This is a genomic window from Sandarakinorhabdus sp. (assembly GCF_040398645.1).
GTDB lineage: Bacteria > Pseudomonadota > Alphaproteobacteria > Sphingomonadales > Sphingomonadaceae > Sandarakinorhabdus.
In genome coordinates this window covers 50370-66985 of record NZ_JBBATR010000004.1, presented here as the reverse complement: position 1 = coordinate 66985, position 16616 = coordinate 50370, and the positions used below count along the sequence as shown (strand labels likewise).

The following is a 16616-nucleotide window of genomic DNA, read 5'->3' as shown; positions in this document are numbered from 1 at the left end:
TCGGGCACCAGCGCCTTGCGGTTGCGATAATCGCCGCATTGCGCGGTTTTGGGATTGAGCAGCCGGCAGCAGACATTGGTGGGGAACACCTCGCCGGTGTCTTCATCTTCCAGCTTGTGCACGCAGCATTTGCCGCAGCCATCACACAGGCTTTCCCACTGCGCCCGTGTCATGTGCGCAAAGCCTGTGGTTTCCCAAAATGGCTTATCGGACATGGGTGGCCAACATATTGGTGATCAGCGCCGCGGTCAGGTCCTGATGCGGCAGGAACGCCACCGGCCGGCCAGCGGGATCAAACAAATAAACCATGGCGCTGTGATCCATCAGGTAATTTTCAGGATCGCTGGTGTCCATGCGCTTGGCATAGACACCATAGGCCTTGGTCACGGCGGCAATCTGCGTTGCCGTGCCAGTCAGGCCCACCAGACGCGGGTGAAAGGCCGCCACGAACGGCTTGAGGGCAGCGGGCGTGTCACGTTGGGGATCGATGGTGATGAAAATCGGCGCCACCGCTGCGCCGCGGGCAGTATCAGCCGCTTCGAACGCCGCCAGGCCGCGCCCCATCAGCGCCAGATCGGTCGGGCAAATATCGGGGCAAAAGCCATAACCGAAATAGATCAGGCGCCAGCGACCAGCGAAATCCGCCTCGCGCACGGTCATGCCGTCCTGGTTGACCAGCGTGAACGATCCGCCCAATGTTGCACCTGCCAGATTGCCTTGCGGCGGCGGCGGCACCGAAAAGCGCATCCAGCCGAGCACGGCGGCCATCGCCACGGCAAGGCCAAGCACAAGCCAGACAGACTTGGCCCTGTTCATTGCCGGTTCGAAAGACTAAGTGCACGCATGGACACGGCATATGCAGAAGGCAGCGATTTGTCGATGATCAGACGTTTGGCAACGATATGGCTAAGGCTTGCCATGATGACGCTGGCCGCCATGCTGGTGGCGGCAACGCCAGCGGCTGCGCAGTTCACCGACAGCTATAATTTTCTGAAAGCGGTCAGAGACCGGGATGTCAACGCCGCCATCGAACTGGCCGACAAGCCAGGCAGCACCATCGTCAACACCCGTGATGTGGATACCGGGCAAGCGGCGGTGCACATCGTGACGCGGCGCGCCGATCTGGGCTGGCTGGGCCTGATGTACCAAAAGGGTGCCAACCTGAACGTCAAGGACCGCGACGGCAACACGCCGCTGTTGCTGGCCACCATCGGCCGCTGGGAAGAAGGGGTCGCCACACTGATCCGCCTGAAAGCCCAAGTGAATATTCAAAATCGACTTGGCGAAACGGCGCTGCTCAAGGCCGTGCAAACCCGCGATCTGGGGCTGGCCAAGGCGATGGTGGAGGCCGGTGCCAATCCCGATCTGGCTGACAACAGCGGCATCACTGCGCGCGGTGCTGCGGAAAATGACCCGCGCGCCGCCAACATTGCCAAATTGTTCAAGGATATTCCGGCCAAACCCGCTGGCCGGGTGCAAGGGCCGTCGCTTTGATCGATCTCCCGGCTGGTTAGCGCGCTTGGTCAAGCATACAATCTGTCGCATGTTCGGCACAGCTGCACCGGTCTAGAGAACGGAGATGGAACGTCCATCCATAGCTGCGGCGGCTTTCGATCGGCCTGGTGTGCGCGTGCGCACATTGGCCGCCATCCGCTGGATTGCCATCATTGGCCAGTTCATCACGCTACTGGTGGTCGGCCTGTGGTTTGGGTTTCCGCTGCCGTGGGGATCGTTGATGGCTGCCGTTGGCGCGTCCGTCATCCTGAACTTCGGCTTGTCGACCCTGTATGAGCGCAACGATCGGATGACCGGGCGCGAACTGGCGCTGCATCTCGCGTTCGATCTTATCCAGGCCGGGGTGCTGCTGTTCCTGACCGGCGGCCTTGCCAACCCATTTGCACTGCTGCTGATCGTTCCGGTCACCATTGCCGCTACGTTGCTGACGGCGCGGGACATGGCGCCGCTGGTCGGGCTGGCATTTGGGGTGCTAACCGTGGTGTGGGCGTGGGCGCAGCCGCTGCCGTGGTTGGGGCCGCCGCCGGAATTTCCACTGGTCTACCGGTTGGGTGATGGCATCGCTTATGCGCTGGCGATCGGTTTCTTAACCGTTTATCTGTGGATGGTGTCTGCCGAAGCCCGCGGCCGTGCCCGCGCCCTTGTTGCCACCGAAGCCGCCTTGACGCGCGAAGCCCGCATGAACGCGCTGGGCAGCTTGGCCGCTGCTGCCGCCCATGAGCTTGGCGGGCCGCTGGGGTCGATCTCGTTGATCGCGCACAGCCTTGAAGAACAATTGGGCGACGATCCGGATTTTGGCGAGGACATCAGGTTGCTCGCCGCCGAAGCTGCCCGCAGCCGGCGGATCATGAAAGGCATCGCCACCCGCGCCGAAGCCGAAGACCCCTTTGCCGTGCTGGCGCTGGACCTGCTGCTGCACGAAGTGGCGCAAAGCGTGAAGCCGTGCCGGGTTCCGGTAACGGTGATCGCGCAGCAGCCGCAGCCGTTGGTGCAGCGGTCACCAGAATTGCTGCATGCCTTCAACAATCTCGTTTCCAACGCCGCCCGCCACGCCGGCACCGGCGTGTGGATGGAAGCGATTGTTTCGGCAACCGAAATCCGGGTGGTCGTGTTTGATGATGGCTTTGGCTTTCCGTCCGAACTGCTCCCTCGGCTCGGCGATTCAATGCTGGGGCCGGCGCGATCAAAATCGGATTCCACCGGGCTTGGTGTGTTCATTGCCACCACCTTGATCGAACGCACCGGCGGCAAGCTGGCATTTTCCAACCGCCCCGAAGGCGGCGCGCGCGTTGACGTTTGTTGGCTGCGCGGCGATTTTGAAATCATGATGCCGATGTTGGCAAAAGAGGAGCCTGAGTGATGGCAAGCATACCCGAAACCGAAAATCGCCCGTTGCTGCTGGTCGATGACGATGCGCCGTTCCGGCAACGCCTGTCGGTGCTGCTCGCACGCCGCGGCTTTGCGGTCACCGCTGTTGGCAGCATTTCCGAAGCGCGCATCGAAGCGGCCCGGCTGAAGCCCAGCCACGCCGTGGTCGATATGCGGCTTGAAGACGGCAACGGCCTCGATCTCGTTACCGAACTGCGCGCCATGAGCCCCGATGTTCGCGTGGTCATGCTGACCGGCTACGGCAATCTTGCCACGGCGGTGGCCGCCGTGAAGGCCGGCGCCATCGATTATCTGGCAAAACCAGCTGATCCCGAAGACATCGTGCGGGCACTGTCGGCCGATGGCGGCAGCAAGCCCGAAGCACCGCCGGAGCCGATGTCCGCCGATCGCGTGCGCTGGGAACATATCCAGCGCGTGTATGAATTGTGCGAGCGCAACGTTTCCGAAACCGCCCGCCGCCTGAAAATGCACCGCCGCACACTGCAACGCATCCTGGCCAAGCGCAGCCCGAAATAATCGTCGTTGATTCGAAGGTTTACGGATCAGGACTTACACAGAAAAAACGGCCTCCGGCGGGCAGGGCTGGGCCTTGCACCACTGTCGTTTTGGTTGATTCCCAGCCTTCGAAACACCGCTACGGTTCGTCAAATGGGTGCAGGGGCCACCCCTGCCCGCCGGAGGCTTTCTCTTTTGTTATTCCTGGCCGAGATAGGCGGCGTCCGGATCGACCAGATTGTGCCACCGCAGCGCGGCGCGGTGGGCCAGGGCCGTGGTGATGGCGCGGCGGCGCGCGCTGTTTAACGGGCGCAACGCCGCCGGGCGCAACTGTTCCGCATCGAAGCGGTCAGCCACGATCAGGCCGGTCACATCAGGCCGGAATGACGGCGTGTGCAGATCGGCGAGCGGCAAGCTGGCGGGCACGGCCCAGAAAAACTGATCGCAATAATCAAGATATTCGGGCCATTTGTGATCACCGCGCAGATCGGCGAGGCTGATCTTGATTTCAACGATGGTCAGCCGGCCAGCGGTATCAATACCGAGCAGATCAACGCGGCGGCTGTTGGCCAGCGACACTTCGGCCACCGCACTGATGCCCGCGCGCCGCAGCAGGCGGCAGGTGCCGCGCAGCACATCGAGCGCTGTGGAATCGTGAAACATGCCGGCAAGGTGGCAGAACGAATACGGAACGGCAAGGCCGCAAACGCACGCCGTCAGCGATAAAAAACGTGATTGCCGATCTTCGCCACACGGGTCAGCCGCCAGCGTGGGCTGATCCTGGCGGCGTGAAAGCTGTGGGCACCCGCTGCCATGTCATGCCAGAGACCTGCCGCAGCAATACGAGCGATTGCAAGTGCGGTGGTGAAGGTGGCGGTGCCGCGCTGCACGCGGCTAGCGGCAAAATTATACTGGCGCGGCGCCTTGATCACGCCGCACATACCCTTGCCCCAGCGGCCAGAGCGCGCCCGATTAACCACGGTTTGCGCGACAGCAAGCTGGCCTTCCAGAGTCTCGCCCCGGCTTTCGAACCAGACCGCTGTTGCCAGGCAATCAAGTTCGGTTGCATCGGCGGCGCGAACATCCGAAACGGCAACACCGACATCAGGAACGGCTGCAGCCATTTGCACCAGAGCCGGCAAACCGTCCGTTGGCGCAGTCGTTGCTGTCATTGCAACGGTTACCCGGTCATCCTCCCCCGGCAACACCGGCAGGGTGGTCTCTGCCAAGGCCGGCATAGCCAAGGCCAGCGTAGCCGCTGCGGCGGCGCGCAGGGCAAAACTGAAAAGGCGGTGCGCAACCATGAACGCCTTCAGAGCGTAGATGGCGCATCAAGATCAACCGCCGCCCAGCATTTCGGCGACGAATTGCCCTGCCTGCGGGATATCCAGTTCAATCACCCACAAATCGGGATCGCGCCCGCGTGCCCGCGCGATCCAGGCGGCAACAGCGTCACCGCTGGCCATTTCAGCAAATTCATGGCCGCCGCTCATGCTGGGGACGGCGACAAGCAGGCGTTCGATGCCGGCTTCGCGCGTCACCACTGCGACGGCACCGGCGGTATCGTCGCCGGATGCAAGGATGGCGGCAAAGCCGCCAGCGGCGCTGACGCGGCGGCGCAGGGCATCAATCTTGAACCGACTGGCCAGCCGCGGCAGCGCGTCCGCCAAATCAGGCGGCCGCTGCGGCTTCGATGGTCACCGCTGCCAGCATTGCCGGCACACTTTGCGCCTGCCGCAATTGCGCCATTGCATCGCTGTCCCGCAGAGTGCGACTGATCCTTGCGAGCGCCTTGAGGTGATCGGCGCCGGCATCCCGGGGCGACAGCAGCAGAACGGCCACGTCCACAGCCTCGCCGTCGGACGCTTGCCAATCCACGGGTTGCGGCAGCCGTGCCAGCAACACGCAGCAGCGCGCCAGCCCGGCAAGATGCGCATGCGGGATCGCGGCACCACGGCCAAATGCCGTTGAGCCCTTCGCTTCGCGCGCTTGCAGTTGTTCGGCGATCAGCACGGACGGCACATCCAGAAGCCCGGCCGCTGCGCCGGCCAGCGCCAGCAATGCAGCATCGCGCGACAGCGCCGGCAACGCGGGAATAACGCCGCCAGGCACGACCAGCCCGGCAAAACCGGTGCCCAGTCCAGGGTAAGGCATGGTATTTCGCGTCAGCCGGCCGCCACGGCGCGGCGCGGCGGCGCGGCAGCCGCCGCAACGCTGCGCGGCTCCACCCAGCCGATGGTGCCATCTTCGCGGCGATACACCATGTTGTGCGCACCGGTCGCCAGATTGACGAACAACAAGGCCGTAGTGTTGCGCAGATCGAGCATCATCACCGCGTCGCCAACCGTGGCGGTGGGAATGTCCACGCGGGTTTCGGCGATGATCAGCGGTGCGTCGCCATCCGGTTCGGCATCACCCGACCGATCGGCAAAAATCTTGTATTCGGCGTTATCGAGCGGCGGCAATTCTGCCAGTGCCGGCACGCTGCGTGCGGCCGCCGGTGAATGGCGATCCTTCAATCGGCGCATGTACCGGCGCAGCTGTTTGTCGATGCGTTCGGCTGCTGCATCAAAGGCTGCATTGGCGCCGCTGGCCTGCGCGGTGCCTTTCAGGATCAGATCAGCCATCACATGCATAACGATATCACAGGCAAAATGCCCGTGCGGCGCTGGCCCCAAGGTGACATGGGCGGACAAGCTGCGCGAAAAATATTTCTCGGCCATGGCCGAAAGCCGTTCACGCACATGTTCGGCAAAGGCTGCCCCGGTTTCGACCTGGTGCCCTGAGATCCGGATATCCATTCATCTGTCTCCTTGCGCTGGTGAACTGCCCGGCAATGGGGTCACGACAGCCAGAGCGGATCCTTCAGGCCGGCCAGAAAACTGGCATGGCGCGCCAGTTCCTCGGGACTGGCATCATGGGCACGTGCGGCAAGACTCACTCGCTCGTAGACATTGTCTTCCGGCGCGGCATCGCTGGCAAGGTCCATTCCGATCTGCCGGCCACCGGTCAGCTCGATATAGGCACGGGCCAGCAACTCGGCATCAATCAGCGCGCCGTGCTTGGTGCGCCCAGAAAGATCAATGCCATAGCGGGTGCATACGGCATCCAGCGTGTGCTTGGCGCCAGGGTTGGCCTTGCGGCTGATTTCAAGCGTGTCGATCGCCCGGCTCATGGGGACGATCGGCATGCCGGCCCGTTTCAATTCCCAATTGAGGAATTCCATATCAAAGGCGGCATTGTGCGCCACCAGCGGTGCATCGCCGATGAAGGCCAGAAAATCATCAATGACCTGTTCGAAAACCGGCTGCCCGGTCAGAAATTCGCTCGACAAACCGTGCACGCGCTCGGCATCCTTGGGCATAGCCCGCTGCGGATCGAGGTAGGTGTGAAAACTGCGCCCGGTGATGGTGCGGTTGATCATTTCAACCGCACCGATCTCGACGATCCGGTGGCCATCACCGGGCATGATGCCGGTGGTTTCAGTATCCCAGACGATTTCGCGCATGCCGGCCCTATGCTACGGCTGGGATGCCCCGGCAAGTCCTGCGTTACAGGCTGCTCACCAAACGGCAAACGGCCTGCCACGTGTGACGGCGGCCACGGCCAGTTTCGATCACCACATCGGCACGACCGCGCTTTTCACGGTCGGGCATCTGGCCTTTGAGGATGCCGGCAAATTTCTGCGGCGTCATGCCGGGCCGCGCCAATACCCGGCTGCGCTGCACGCGCAGCGGCGCCGAAACCACCACCGTCAGATGGCAACGCTGCCAGCCACCGCGCTCGAACAGCAACGGCACATCCAGAACAACGGCCGGTTTGCGCCGATGCCGCCCCATGAACAGGCTTTGCGCCTCCGCCACCAACGGATGCAAAATCTGTTCAAGCTGGCGCAGCTTGGCGTGATCGCCGAACACGGCGGCACCCAGTTTTTCGCGGTGCAAGCCGCCAGCGTGGGTGGTGCCGGGAAACAAGGCCTCGATCGCGGGCAGCGCGCGGCCGCCCGGCCCCTGCACGCGGCGGACTTCGGCATCGGCGTCGAACACTGGCACGCCCAACTTGCGAAACATGGCGGCAACTGTGGATTTGCCCATGCCAATGGAGCCGGTGAGGCCAATGATGACGGTCCGGCTCACTTGATCAGCAGCCGGCGCAATTCGTCATCGTGCTGGCGTGGCGGCTTCGTGCCAAAGAATATCTCAAAGGCCTGTGCGGCTTGCCCTACCAGCATCTGGAGGCCGTCGATCGTCGCAAGCGCGCGTGCGCGCGCAGCCTGCAGTAATGCCGTATCAAGCGGGGCATAAACCATGTCGAAGACGATCGTGTCCGGGTAATAGTCTTCGAGCTTGATCGGAACCTCGGGATATCCTGCCATCCCCATTGGCGAGGCATTGATGATTACATGGCTATATCGCTGATCAGTGGCGCCATCGTCCGGGTTTCGGATCGGTCCCAGTCCTTGCAGCAGCGTTGCTTTGCCAAAGGGAGTCCCTGCCAGCGCCGCAACCGGGGCAGCTTTTGCTGGATCGCGAGCAAAAACATCGAAATCGCTGTAGCCGGCAGCCGCAGCACCGCATGCCGCCGCGCGGGCGGCGCCGCCGGCCCCGATGATCTGCACGCAGGTAGCGACATGGTCGGCATACGGCATCCAGATCGAAGCGGCGGCGGCCAGCGGGGCACGCACACCTTCCACATCGGTATTGAAGCCTTCAAGCTTGCCATCTGCGGTGACAATGACCGTGTTCACTGCGCCGACGCCGCGCGCCGTTTCATCGAGCCGGTCAAGGAACGGGATCACCGCTGTTTTGTGCGGAATGGTTACGTTCACGCCGCGCAGGCCCATCGCAGGCAGGGCGCGGATGAAATCGCCCAAGCGTTCGGGCGCGACTGGAAAACGACTGTAATCGCCGTCCATATCCAATTTTTTCAGCCAGAACCGGTGAATCAACGGGGATTTCGAATGCGCCACCGGCCATCCGATCACGCCTGCGACCGCTGGCTCGATCATGCCGGCAGCACGCCGCGCGTGCGCAGATAATCCAGCACCGCCAGCAATGGCAGGCCGCGGATGGTAAACTGATCACCGTCGATCCGGGTGAACAATTGCGCGCCAAGGGCTTCGATGCGGTAGCAACCGGCGCAGCCCAGGACAGGCTCGCCTTCGGCATCAAGATAGGCTGCGATGAACTCGTTCGACAGTTTCCGCATCACCAAGGTCGAAACGCCGGCGGCGCGCCACACCGGGCGGCCGCCTTCACAGATCACAGCCGCCGAAACCAGCCGATGGCTGCTCCCAGCCAATTGCCGGAGCTGAGCTTCTGCCCGCGCGCGGGTTTCAGGCTTGTTGATCAGCAGGCCTGACGCAGTCACTGCCACCGTATCCGCGCCAAGCACCAGCGCGCCGGGGTGCTGCCGGCTGATCTTCAGGGCTTTCACTTCGGCCAACGCATCGGCAATACGCTCTGGCGATGCAGCCTCGGCGTGCAGGCCTGCCGTGATCGCGTCCTCGTCCACGTGCGCAGCCAATATCTCGTGCGGCACGCCCGCTGCCGTCAGCATCGCGCGCCGCGCCGCGGATTGGCTGGCCAGGATCAGCATCATTCCGGAATGCTTTCGCTGCTGCGATCGGCGCGCGCCTGGTGGAGATTGATGATGGCGGCTGCAGTTTCTTCGATGCTGCGCCTGGTCACGTCGATCACTGGCACATCATGATCGGCAAACAGCCGCCGGGCAAATGCGACTTCGGCTGCGATCCTGTCGGTGTTGACATAATCGGTGTCAGGCGCCTGGCCAAGGCTGAGCAGGCGGTTGCGGCGAATGGACTGCAAGCGGTCTGGCGAGGTGGTGAGGCCAACCAGCAACGGGCCTTGCACCGTCCAGATATGCGGCGGCGGCGGCGATTGCGGCACCACCGGTATATTGGCTGTCTTGTAGCCGCGATTGGCCAGGTAAATCGATGTCGGTGTTTTGGATGTGCGCGACACGCCAAGCAGGACGATGTCGGCCTCGGCCAGTTCTTCGCGCGCCGTCATTGCCCCATCATCATGCACCATCGTGTAATTGATGGCGTCAACCCGCTGAAAATAGGCGTGGTCCATGATGTGCTGGCGTCCGGGCCGCCGGGTCGCGGCCTGCCCGAGCAATTCCGACAAGGCCGATATAGTGGGATCAAGCGGCGACACCATCGGCAATCCCAGCGCCGCGCAGCGTTGCTCCAGCCGCTCCCGCACGGCGCCGTCCACCAGCGTATAGATCACCAGTCCGGGCTTTTTGGCGACCTCGATGATCACCCGGTCGAGATGGCCTTCACTGCGCACCATCGGCCAGAAATGCTTCACAGCCTGCGCGCCTTCGAAGCGGGCCAGGCTGGCCTTAGCCACCGATTCGAGGGTTTCGCCGGTCGAATCGCTGATCAGATGCAGGTGCAGCACCTCTGCCCCGGTCATGACAGCGGCCCAGAACCGACAGGGCGAACAATATTCCGGCGGATGACTATGTGCATAACCATGGGCTCAAACCGTTAATGCTGTTGGGCAAGGTGGAGCAAGCAGCAATTGGCGCAAACGCTCCCTGCCTGCTGCCCCGCTTCATCCCGCCTTGGACATATTCACAGGCAGCCCTGTGAATAACGGGGATGAACGCTGCGACTCGCGGGATTCCACCGAGTCGCTGCTGATGCCGGCTGGGGATGGAACGGCAGATGATATTTGATCCCCGCTTTGCACCCTGACATCTAACTGTCACATATTTCAAGAATCATTGAGTAGTAGTAAAAGAAACTGCGCTCTTGACCGGTTTGCGCCGTCCGCGCCAAAGAAGGCCATGGCAAATCCCCGACCAATCGATCCACCCCTGCTCGCTGTGCTGAAGGGTGAACGCCGCGATCCGCCGCCGGTGTGGCTGATGCGCCAGGCCGGGCGCTATCTGCCGGAATATCGCGCGCTGCGGGCGGAAAAGGGCGGCTTTCTGGAATTGGTTTACGATAGCGATGCGGCGGCTGAAATCACGCTGCAGCCGCTCGAGCGGTTCGGCATGGACGGCGCCATCCTGTTTTCCGACATATTGATCGTGCCGCATGCGATGGGCCAAGGCCTGACCTTTGGGCCCGGCGAAGGCCCGCAATTGACGCCGGCGCTGCACGATGGTGATTTTTCCGCGCTTGAGCCCAAGCCGGAATACTTGAGCAAAATATACGAAACCGTGTCCAAAGTACGCGCCCGGCTGGGCCCGAGTGTCACCATGCTGGGCTTTGCTGGCTCGCCGTGGACCGTTGCGACTTATATGGTGGCCGGGCACGGCAGCAAGGATCAGGCCGAAACCCGCCGGCTGGCTTATGCTGATCCAGCCCGGTTCCAGGCGCTGATCGACCGCATCGTTTCTGTCACGGTCGATTACCTGTCCGGCCAGATCGATGCTGGCGCGCAGGCCGTGCAATTGTTCGACAGTTGGGCGGGAACTTTGTCGCCTGCGCAGTTCGAACGCTGGGTGATCGCGCCGAACGCGGCCATCGTCGGCAAGCTGATGGTGCGCCATCCCCACGTACCGGTGATCGGTTTTCCCAAAGGCGCCGGTGCCAAGCTGGCGGCCTATGCCGCCGAAACCGGTGTCGATGCCGTCGGCCTTGATGAAACAGTTGATCCGGTGTGGGCCGATGCCGTGCTGCCGGCGAATATGCCCGTACAGGGCAATCTCGATCCGCTAGCGCTCATCACCGGCGGCGCGGCGCTGGCCGAAGCTGTCACGCGCATTCGCCATGCCCTTGCCGGCCGCCCGCATATTTTCAACCTCGGCCACGGCATTTTGCAGGACACGCCGATCGCGCATGTCGAGCAGTTGTTTGCCCTGCTCAAGACACCGCTCTGAGCCATGATCGAATGGGGTACAGGCTGGCTGGGTGACGCCTATCTGTGGGTGAAGGCCCTGCATGTCGTGTTTGTCATCTACTGGATGGCCGGGCTGTTCATGGTGCCGCGCTTTCTGGTGTATTGGCACCCGGTGGCGGCCGGCGCCCCCGAAGCGCTGTTGTGGGACGACCGCTGCCGCCGACTGCGCCGCATCATCCTGACGCCGGCCATGACGGTCAGCTGGGTTGCAGGCCTGTCGCTGGGCTTTCATCTTGGCTGGCCGCTGTGGCTTGTGGCGAAATTCCTGGTGGTGATCGGGCTGACCTGGTTTCACCATTGGACCGTGACGATCAGCAAGCGTTTTTCGGCAGGTGAGCGCCCGGTGAGCGAAAGGGCCTTGCGGCTGGCCAATGAAATCCCGTCCCTGGCCACACTTGCGGTGGCGGTGCTGGTTATCGTCAAGCCCTTCTGATCGCCATGGCCGCGCTGCCTGTCGAAGCAGTGTTGGGCGAGGTGCTGGCTGCACTGGCGGCCAATATGCCAACCGCGTTGATCGCCCCGCCCGGCGCCGGCAAGACCACGGCGGTGCCGCCGGCCTTGCTGGCCGCAGCATGGGCGCAAGGCCAGCGTATCCTCTTGCTACAACCGCGCCGGCTGGCAGCGCGGGCCGCCGCCGAGCGGATGGCCGACACCCTGGGCGAACCGGTTGGCCAGACCATCGGCTATCGCACCCGGCTGGATTCGCGCGTGTCTGCTGCCACCCGCATCGAAGTGGTGACCGAAGGCATTTTCATCCGGCTACTGGTGAATGATCCGGAACTGCGCGGCGTTGCTGCGGTGCTGTTCGATGAGGTGCACGAGCGCAGTCTGGACAGTGATTTTGGCCTGGCACTGGCTTTGGAGGTGCGCGAGGCGCTGCGGCCCGATCTGCGCTTGCTGCTGATGTCGGCCACACTGGATGGCAGTGGCTTTGCGGCGATCATGCCGGATTTGCGTGTGATCGAATCGCTCGGCCGCATGTTCCCTGTTGAGCTGCGCCACATCGGTCGGCGCAGCGAGGAGCGACTTGAAGATGCCATGGCCAGCGCCATCCGCGGTGCGCTGGCCAGTGAAACCGGATCATTGCTGGCGTTTTTGCCCGGCGTCGCCGAAATCGAACGGACCGCTGAACGGCTCGAGCAGCGCCTGCCAGCAGATGTGGACCTGTTTTGCTTGCACGGCGGCCGCGAGGGTGCAGACCAGCGTGCTGCAATTCAGCCGGCGGCCACACGGCGGCGCAAGCTGGTGTTGGCCACCAGCATCGCCGAAACCAGCATCACCATCGATGGCGTGCGCGTGGTGATTGATAGCGGCCTGTCTCGCCGGCCGCAGCTTGATCGCAGCGTTGGCCTGTCACGGCTGGTCACAGTGCGCGCGTCGCAGGCGGCGGTCACGCAGCGGGCCGGCCGCGCCGGGCGCACAGCACCAGGCGTTGCGATCCGGCTGTGGGATGCCGCCGAAACCGCTGGGCGCGCTGCATTTGATCCGCCCGAAATCCTGGACAGTGATCTGGCCGGGTTGGTGCTGGAGTGCGCGCGTTGGGGCGTTGCCGATCCTGCCGCGCTGGCGTGGCGCGACCCGCCGCCAGCCGCGGCCATCGCCGATGCGCGGCGCCGGCTGCTGGCGCTGGGCGCGCTGGAGGCTGATGGCCGCGTGACGCCGCACGGCGAAGCGATGGCCGCACTGCCGCTGGCGCCGGAATTGGCCCATATGTTGATCGTGGCGGCGCACGCCGGCCACGGCCTGCTGGCGGCGCGCATTGCCGTGTTGACTCAGGAGCGCGGTCTGGGCGGGCGCAGCGACGATCTTGAACAGCGGCTGGCGGATTGGGGGCGCGAACGCGGCCCACGTGCAGCGGCGGCGAGCAAACTGGCACAGAGACTGGCGCAGGCTGTTGGCGCGCGCGAAACGCACATGCGCAGCGATGCGGCGGGCGAGGTGCTGGCTATGGCCTATCCCGACCGCGCGGCGCGGCGGCGCGGCGCTGGTTATCTGATGGCCAATGGCCGCGCCGTGATGGTGCCGGCAGGGTCGCCACTGGCGCGCTGCGAATGGATTGTCGTGGCCGATGCCAGCGGCAGTGCGGCTGGTGCGCGCGTGTTGCTGGGTGCGCCGCTCAATGGCGATGTGGAGGCGATATTGGCCAACCGCATCGAGACTCGGGCCATATTTGCCTTTGATCCGGCCACGACCGGCGTGACAGCACAAACCCAGCGCCGGCTGGGCGCGATCACACTTGCGCGGCAGCCAGTCGAGCGCCCTGACAGCGCCCGCGTGCGGGCAACATTGCTGGCTGCTGTGGCCGAGCACGGCCTTGGCCTGCTGGCGTGGGGCGAAGCCGCCAACAGCGTCCGGGCCCGGCTGGCCTTTGCAGCGGCGCACGGGCTGGCGGTGCTGGCCAGCGATGATGCGGCGCTGCTGGCCACCCTGGACACCTGGCTGGCCCCGCTCATCGATCGCCGCCTGTCGGCCATCAGCGATGCGGCGCTGGCGGATGCATTGCTTGGCCGGCTTACGTGGGCTGAGCGCCAGCGGCTTGATGTGTTTGCGCCGGTGCGGCTGGAAACACCCGCTGGCAGCAGCCATGCCATTGATTATGCAGCCGATGGCGGCCCGGCGGTGGATGTGCGCTGCCAGGCGTTGTTTGGCTTGGCCCGCCATCCCATGCTGGCGGACGGGCGAACGGCGCTGACGTTGCGATTGACCTCTCCTGCCGGGCGGCCCATTCAGGTCACCAAGGATTTGCCGGGTTTCTGGGCTGGTAGCTGGGCCGATGTGCGCAAAGATCTGAAAGGCCGCTATCCCAAGCACCCGTGGCCGGACAGTCCGCTGGCCGCGCCGCCAACAGTGCGCGCAAAACGGCCGGGCCAACGCGAATGAAGGACAGATCGATGGACAATGCTGCGCTTGCAGAAGCTTTGTTTGCCGCACTGGCGGCCAATGACGTGCCTGCTGTGCAAAGCCTGTGTTCACCTGCGTTCAGCCTGCGGCAAAACCGAGGACCAGCGATCGGCCTGAACGGGCTGATCAAGTTCAACGCCATCGTTCACCGTATTGCGGCAGACTTTGGCTACAGCGATGCCGTGCGTTCCGCCACGTCTGACGGATTTGTCGAGGAACATCTGGTGTCGGGCATGCTGGCTGATGGCACGCGCTTTGCATTTCCAGTGTGTGTCGTCGCCGATGTAAACGACGGCTTGGTCAGTAACGTGCGCGAATATGTCGATACCGCCGCTGCCGCCCCGTTACTCGCTGCGCTATCACGAGCGCGTTGATCTGCTGGGCTGGCAAACCGCCGCCATAATCCGGGGTTGGGGGTGGGCCGGATTACGGCCGCCAATGCCAAGGCTTGCTCGGTGAGACTCATGGAGAAGCAAAGAGCCTCCGGCGGGCAGGGCTGAGACCTGCACCACTCTAATTCTAGCCCGCTCTCCGGCCTTGAAACATGGCTGCAATCCAATAAATAGGTGCAGGGGACACCCCTGCCTGCCGAGGTTCGATCAACGGGTTGTGATGAGTGAGCTTGGGTATGAGCCCTGCACTACTCTTGTTTTGGTTCGCGCCCAGCCTTCGAAACATGGCAGCAATCCAACAAATGGGTGCAGGGGTCACCCCTGCCCGCCGGAGGCATTGTTTATCGGTGGCTATCGATGAGTCTTGGTATGATAACTGTGGTGCACCCGGCAGGGTTCGAACCTGCGGCCTACGGTTTAGGAAACCGTCGCTCTATCCAGCTGAGCTACGGGTGCGCAGCTGCCTGAAAGCCACGGCGCGGCGCAGGTTTCAAGTGGAAAATGGCCGGCCAGGTTTGCGGGCAGTATCAGGCGTCCGAGCGGGCGCGCGGCCGAAACGGCAGTGGCAGCAGCTCGACACCGTCTTCACGCAAGGCCTTGACCTCGTCGGCGGAGGCTTCGCCGTGCACGCTGCGGGTTTCGCCGCTTTCGTGGATGGCGCGCGCTTCGGCAGCGAAACGGTCACCGACATAGTCGCTTTGGGATTCAAATGCGCGTTGCATCATCAGCAGCCGTGCCATCGGATCATCGTTGGCCATGCTCTGGCGGGTCTGGCCCTGATTGGATTTGGCCGATACGGCCGGCGCCATCACCGCCTTGCCGACATTCTGCGATCCGCACAGCGGGCAGGCAAGCAGGCCGCCTTGCTGCTGATCATCAAAATCGACGCTGCTGCCAAACCAGGCTTCAAATCGGTGGGCGTTGTCACACGCCAGATCATAAACCATCATTGCGCAATCACCTGAAATTCGCGCGCATGGTTTAGTGCCGGAACCTTGCCGCGCGCAGCGGCAACCTCGGTCAGATCGATGTCATACAGGCCTATGCCCGGCGCTTCACCCATATCCAGCCGCACCTCGCCCCACGGCGAAATCACCAGGCTGTGGCCATAGGTTGCACGGCCGTCCTGATGGTCACCGGTTTGGGCCGCGGCAATCACCCAGCACCCGGTTTCGATGGCGCGGGCGCGCAGCAGCACATGCCAATGCGCGGCGCCTGTTGGCCGCGTGAAGGCGGAAGGCACGGCAATGATCGACGCGCCAGCAGCGGCCAGCGCACGGTGCAGCGCCGGAAAGCGCAGATCGTAGCATATCGTCAGGCCCAGCGGCGCCCACGGCGTTGCCGCCACCATCGCGGTGTCTCCGGCTTGATAGGCGGCGGATTCGCGCCAGCTTTCGGTGCCCAGCGCAACATCAAACAAATGTATCTTGGCATAACGTGCCGTAACCGTGCCGGCCGGATCGATCAAAAAGCCGCGATTGACGAATTTGCCGCCCTCGCCTTGCAGCGCCAGGCTGCCCAATTGTACCCACACCCCATGCAGCGCGGCGGCAGCGCACACGGCGGCCAACACCGGATCATCGGCTTCGGCGCGCACATGCGGTGCTGCTCGTGCCCGGTCACGATCGAGCAGCCCGCTCATTTCCGGCGTGAAGACGATTTGTGCGCCCTGGGCTGCCGCCGCGCCAATGCTTGCTGCCAGCGCAGCAGCTTCGATGGCGGGATCAATACCAGTGTTTGTCTGGACCAGCCCGGCGCGCAGGATCATGTGCCGAGCATTGGATCAAGCCGCCCGGCCTGATCCAATGCCACCAGATCATCACAGCCACCGACATGCTGCCCATCGATGAAGATTTGCGGCACCGTCTGCCGCCCGCCGGATCGTGCCAGCATTTCGGTGCGCCGCGCGCCGCCAGTGCTGATATCGATTTCCTCGAATGCCGCGCCTTTGGTGTCGAGCAGTTTTTTGGCCCTGGTGCAAAAAGGGCACAGAAACTTCGTGTAGATTTCGATTTTGGCCATGGAGTGTTCCAATCCGTCA

General features: G+C 63.5%; 22 protein-coding genes and 1 tRNA gene. 7 read left to right on the top strand and 16 right to left on the bottom strand.

Annotated elements, in window-relative coordinates:
* Window positions 1-215: YkgJ family cysteine cluster protein (locus tag ABWP50_RS01950; RefSeq protein WP_353216300.1), on the bottom strand; the 215-nt coding region annotated here is incomplete at its 3' end.
* The gene (locus ABWP50_RS01945) at window positions 205-768 is read right to left on the bottom strand and encodes an SCO family protein (RefSeq protein WP_353216299.1); all 564 of its coding nucleotides are present in this window, start codon (window positions 766-768) and stop codon (window positions 205-207) included. The genes ABWP50_RS01945 and ABWP50_RS01950, both read right to left, overlap by 11 nt.
* A gap of 150 nt (window positions 769-918) precedes the next feature.
* On the opposite strand from ABWP50_RS01945, the gene ABWP50_RS01940 reads away from it, so the two are divergent.
* The 3 genes from ABWP50_RS01940 (at window position 919) to ABWP50_RS01930 (ending at window position 3420) form a co-directional block, all read left to right on the top strand.
* On the top strand, window positions 919-1494 hold the full coding sequence (locus ABWP50_RS01940; RefSeq protein ID WP_353216298.1) for an ankyrin repeat domain-containing protein: 576 nt from the start codon (window positions 919-921) through the stop codon (window positions 1492-1494).
* Window positions 1495-1630: 136 nt separating this feature from the next.
* Entirely contained in the window at window positions 1631-2875 is a 1245-nt protein-coding gene (locus tag ABWP50_RS01935) for an ActS/PrrB/RegB family redox-sensitive histidine kinase (protein ID WP_353216297.1), read from the top strand.
* Window positions 2875-3420 (top strand): ActR/PrrA/RegA family redox response regulator transcription factor, encoded by a 546-nt coding sequence (locus tag ABWP50_RS01930; RefSeq protein ID WP_353216296.1) that lies wholly within the window; start codon window positions 2875-2877, stop codon window positions 3418-3420. Before ABWP50_RS01935 ends, ABWP50_RS01930 begins: the two co-directional genes overlap by 1 nt.
* Before the next feature lie 177 nt (window positions 3421-3597).
* Here the strand turns inward: ABWP50_RS01930 and ABWP50_RS01925 are convergent, their stop codons facing one another.
* The 10 genes from ABWP50_RS01925 to ABWP50_RS01880 form a co-directional block, all read right to left on the bottom strand.
* Window positions 3598-4062 (bottom strand): MmcB family DNA repair protein, encoded by a 465-nt coding sequence (locus tag ABWP50_RS01925; RefSeq protein ID WP_353216295.1) that lies wholly within the window; start codon window positions 4060-4062, stop codon window positions 3598-3600.
* Window positions 4063-4115: 53 nt separating this feature from the next.
* On the bottom strand, window positions 4116-4628 hold the full coding sequence (locus tag ABWP50_RS01920) for a cell wall hydrolase (RefSeq protein ID WP_353216294.1): 513 nt from the start codon (window positions 4626-4628) through the stop codon (window positions 4116-4118).
* A 108-nt stretch (window positions 4629-4736) separates the two neighbouring features.
* Window positions 4737-5069 carry a DUF1491 family protein gene (locus ABWP50_RS01915; RefSeq protein ID WP_353216293.1) on the bottom strand — a complete coding sequence of 111 codons (333 nt, stop codon included), beginning with the start codon at window positions 5067-5069 and terminating at the stop codon, window positions 4737-4739.
* Window position 5070: 1 nt separating this feature from the next.
* On the bottom strand, window positions 5071-5553 hold the full coding sequence (locus ABWP50_RS01910) for a PTS sugar transporter subunit IIA (RefSeq protein ID WP_353216292.1): 483 nt from the start codon (window positions 5551-5553) through the stop codon (window positions 5071-5073).
* Window positions 5554-5564: 11 nt separating this feature from the next.
* Window positions 5565-6200: a ribosome hibernation-promoting factor, HPF/YfiA family gene (hpf, locus tag ABWP50_RS01905; protein WP_353216291.1), complete on the bottom strand. Its 636-nt coding sequence runs from the start codon at window positions 6198-6200 to the stop codon at window positions 5565-5567.
* 41 nt (window positions 6201-6241) lie between these two features.
* A complete protein-coding gene (gene dnaQ / locus ABWP50_RS01900) occupies window positions 6242-6907 on the bottom strand; it encodes a DNA polymerase III subunit epsilon (RefSeq protein WP_353216290.1) in 666 nt (221 codons plus the stop codon).
* Between the two features lie 43 nt (window positions 6908-6950).
* Window positions 6951-7535 carry a dephospho-CoA kinase gene (gene coaE / locus ABWP50_RS01895; protein ID WP_353216289.1) on the bottom strand — a complete coding sequence of 195 codons (585 nt, stop codon included), beginning with the start codon at window positions 7533-7535 and terminating at the stop codon, window positions 6951-6953.
* On the bottom strand, window positions 7532-8407 hold the full coding sequence (aroE, locus tag ABWP50_RS01890) for a shikimate dehydrogenase (protein ID WP_353216288.1): 876 nt from the start codon (window positions 8405-8407) through the stop codon (window positions 7532-7534). The genes coaE and aroE overlap by 4 nt, the downstream gene beginning before the upstream one ends.
* Window positions 8404-9000 (bottom strand): Maf family protein, encoded by a 597-nt coding sequence (locus tag ABWP50_RS01885; protein WP_353216287.1) that lies wholly within the window; start codon window positions 8998-9000, stop codon window positions 8404-8406. The genes aroE and ABWP50_RS01885 overlap by 4 nt, the downstream gene beginning before the upstream one ends.
* Window positions 8997-9845, bottom strand: a complete 849-nt coding sequence (locus ABWP50_RS01880; RefSeq protein WP_353216286.1) for a pyruvate, water dikinase regulatory protein — start codon at window positions 9843-9845, stop codon at window positions 8997-8999. Before ABWP50_RS01880 ends, ABWP50_RS01885 begins: the two co-directional genes overlap by 4 nt.
* Before the next feature lie 376 nt (window positions 9846-10221).
* Between ABWP50_RS01880 and hemE the strand changes: the two genes are divergently transcribed.
* From hemE to ABWP50_RS01860, 4 genes are read left to right on the top strand one after another with little or no spacing between them, the layout of a single operon-like run.
* Window positions 10222-11262 carry a uroporphyrinogen decarboxylase gene (gene hemE, locus ABWP50_RS01875; RefSeq protein ID WP_353216285.1) on the top strand — a complete coding sequence of 347 codons (1041 nt, stop codon included), beginning with the start codon at window positions 10222-10224 and terminating at the stop codon, window positions 11260-11262.
* A 3-nt stretch (window positions 11263-11265) separates the two neighbouring features.
* Window positions 11266-11715, top strand: coding sequence for a CopD family protein (locus tag ABWP50_RS01870; protein WP_353216284.1), 450 nt, complete (start codon window positions 11266-11268; stop codon window positions 11713-11715).
* Window positions 11716-11720: 5 nt separating this feature from the next.
* On the top strand, window positions 11721-14162 hold the full coding sequence (hrpB, locus tag ABWP50_RS01865; protein ID WP_353216283.1) for an ATP-dependent helicase HrpB: 2442 nt from the start codon (window positions 11721-11723) through the stop codon (window positions 14160-14162).
* An 11-nt stretch (window positions 14163-14173) separates the two neighbouring features.
* A complete protein-coding gene (locus ABWP50_RS01860) occupies window positions 14174-14557 on the top strand; it encodes a nuclear transport factor 2 family protein (protein ID WP_353216282.1) in 384 nt (127 codons plus the stop codon).
* Window positions 14558-14954: 397 nt separating this feature from the next.
* Here the strand turns inward: ABWP50_RS01860 and ABWP50_RS01855 are convergent.
* The 4 genes from ABWP50_RS01855 to grxC form a co-directional block, all read right to left on the bottom strand.
* Window positions 14955-15031, bottom strand: a tRNA-Arg gene (locus ABWP50_RS01855).
* Between the two features lie 71 nt (window positions 15032-15102).
* The gene (locus ABWP50_RS01850; protein ID WP_353216281.1) at window positions 15103-15525 is read right to left on the bottom strand and encodes a DUF1178 family protein; all 423 of its coding nucleotides are present in this window, start codon (window positions 15523-15525) and stop codon (window positions 15103-15105) included.
* Window positions 15522-16337, bottom strand: coding sequence for a carbon-nitrogen hydrolase family protein (locus tag ABWP50_RS01845; RefSeq protein WP_502950955.1), 816 nt, complete (start codon window positions 16335-16337; stop codon window positions 15522-15524). Before ABWP50_RS01845 ends, ABWP50_RS01850 begins: the two co-directional genes overlap by 4 nt.
* Window positions 16338-16339: 2 nt before the next feature.
* Window positions 16340-16597: a glutaredoxin 3 gene (gene grxC, locus ABWP50_RS01840; RefSeq protein ID WP_353216323.1), complete on the bottom strand. Its 258-nt coding sequence runs from the start codon at window positions 16595-16597 to the stop codon at window positions 16340-16342.
* Between the last annotated feature and the right edge of the window lie 19 nt (window positions 16598-16616).

Bases quoted from the DNA above. Each gene is read 5' to 3' on its own strand.
- ABWP50_RS01945 (WP_353216299.1), bottom strand. From the start codon at position 768: ATGGCCGCCGTGCTCGGCTGGATGCGCTTTTCGGTGCCGCCGCCGCCG.
- ABWP50_RS01940 (WP_353216298.1), top strand. From the start codon at position 919: ATGATGACGCTGGCCGCCATGCTGGTGGCGGCAACGCCAGCGGCTGCG.
- ABWP50_RS01930 (WP_353216296.1), top strand. From the start codon at position 2,875: ATGGCAAGCATACCCGAAACCGAAAATCGCCCGTTGCTGCTGGTCGAT.
- ABWP50_RS01925 (WP_353216295.1), bottom strand. From the start codon at position 4,062: ATGTTTCACGATTCCACAGCGCTCGATGTGCTGCGCGGCACCTGCCGC.
- ABWP50_RS01910 (WP_353216292.1), bottom strand. From the start codon at position 5,553: ATGCCTTACCCTGGACTGGGCACCGGTTTTGCCGGGCTGGTCGTGCCT.
- hpf (WP_353216291.1), bottom strand. From the start codon at position 6,200: ATGGATATCCGGATCTCAGGGCACCAGGTCGAAACCGGGGCAGCCTTT.
- dnaQ (WP_353216290.1), bottom strand. From the start codon at position 6,907: ATGCGCGAAATCGTCTGGGATACTGAAACCACCGGCATCATGCCCGGT.
- aroE (WP_353216288.1), bottom strand. From the start codon at position 8,407: ATGATCGAGCCAGCGGTCGCAGGCGTGATCGGATGGCCGGTGGCGCAT.
- ABWP50_RS01885 (WP_353216287.1), bottom strand. From the start codon at position 9,000: ATGATGCTGATCCTGGCCAGCCAATCCGCGGCGCGGCGCGCGATGCTG.
- ABWP50_RS01880 (WP_353216286.1), bottom strand. From the start codon at position 9,845: ATGACCGGGGCAGAGGTGCTGCACCTGCATCTGATCAGCGATTCGACC.
- hemE (WP_353216285.1), top strand. From the start codon at position 10,222: ATGGCAAATCCCCGACCAATCGATCCACCCCTGCTCGCTGTGCTGAAG.
- ABWP50_RS01870 (WP_353216284.1), top strand. From the start codon at position 11,266: ATGATCGAATGGGGTACAGGCTGGCTGGGTGACGCCTATCTGTGGGTG.
- hrpB (WP_353216283.1), top strand. From the start codon at position 11,721: ATGGCCGCGCTGCCTGTCGAAGCAGTGTTGGGCGAGGTGCTGGCTGCA.
- ABWP50_RS01860 (WP_353216282.1), top strand. From the start codon at position 14,174: ATGGACAATGCTGCGCTTGCAGAAGCTTTGTTTGCCGCACTGGCGGCC.
- ABWP50_RS01850 (WP_353216281.1), bottom strand. From the start codon at position 15,525: ATGATGGTTTATGATCTGGCGTGTGACAACGCCCACCGATTTGAAGCC.
- grxC (WP_353216323.1), bottom strand. From the start codon at position 16,597: ATGGCCAAAATCGAAATCTACACGAAGTTTCTGTGCCCTTTTTGCACC.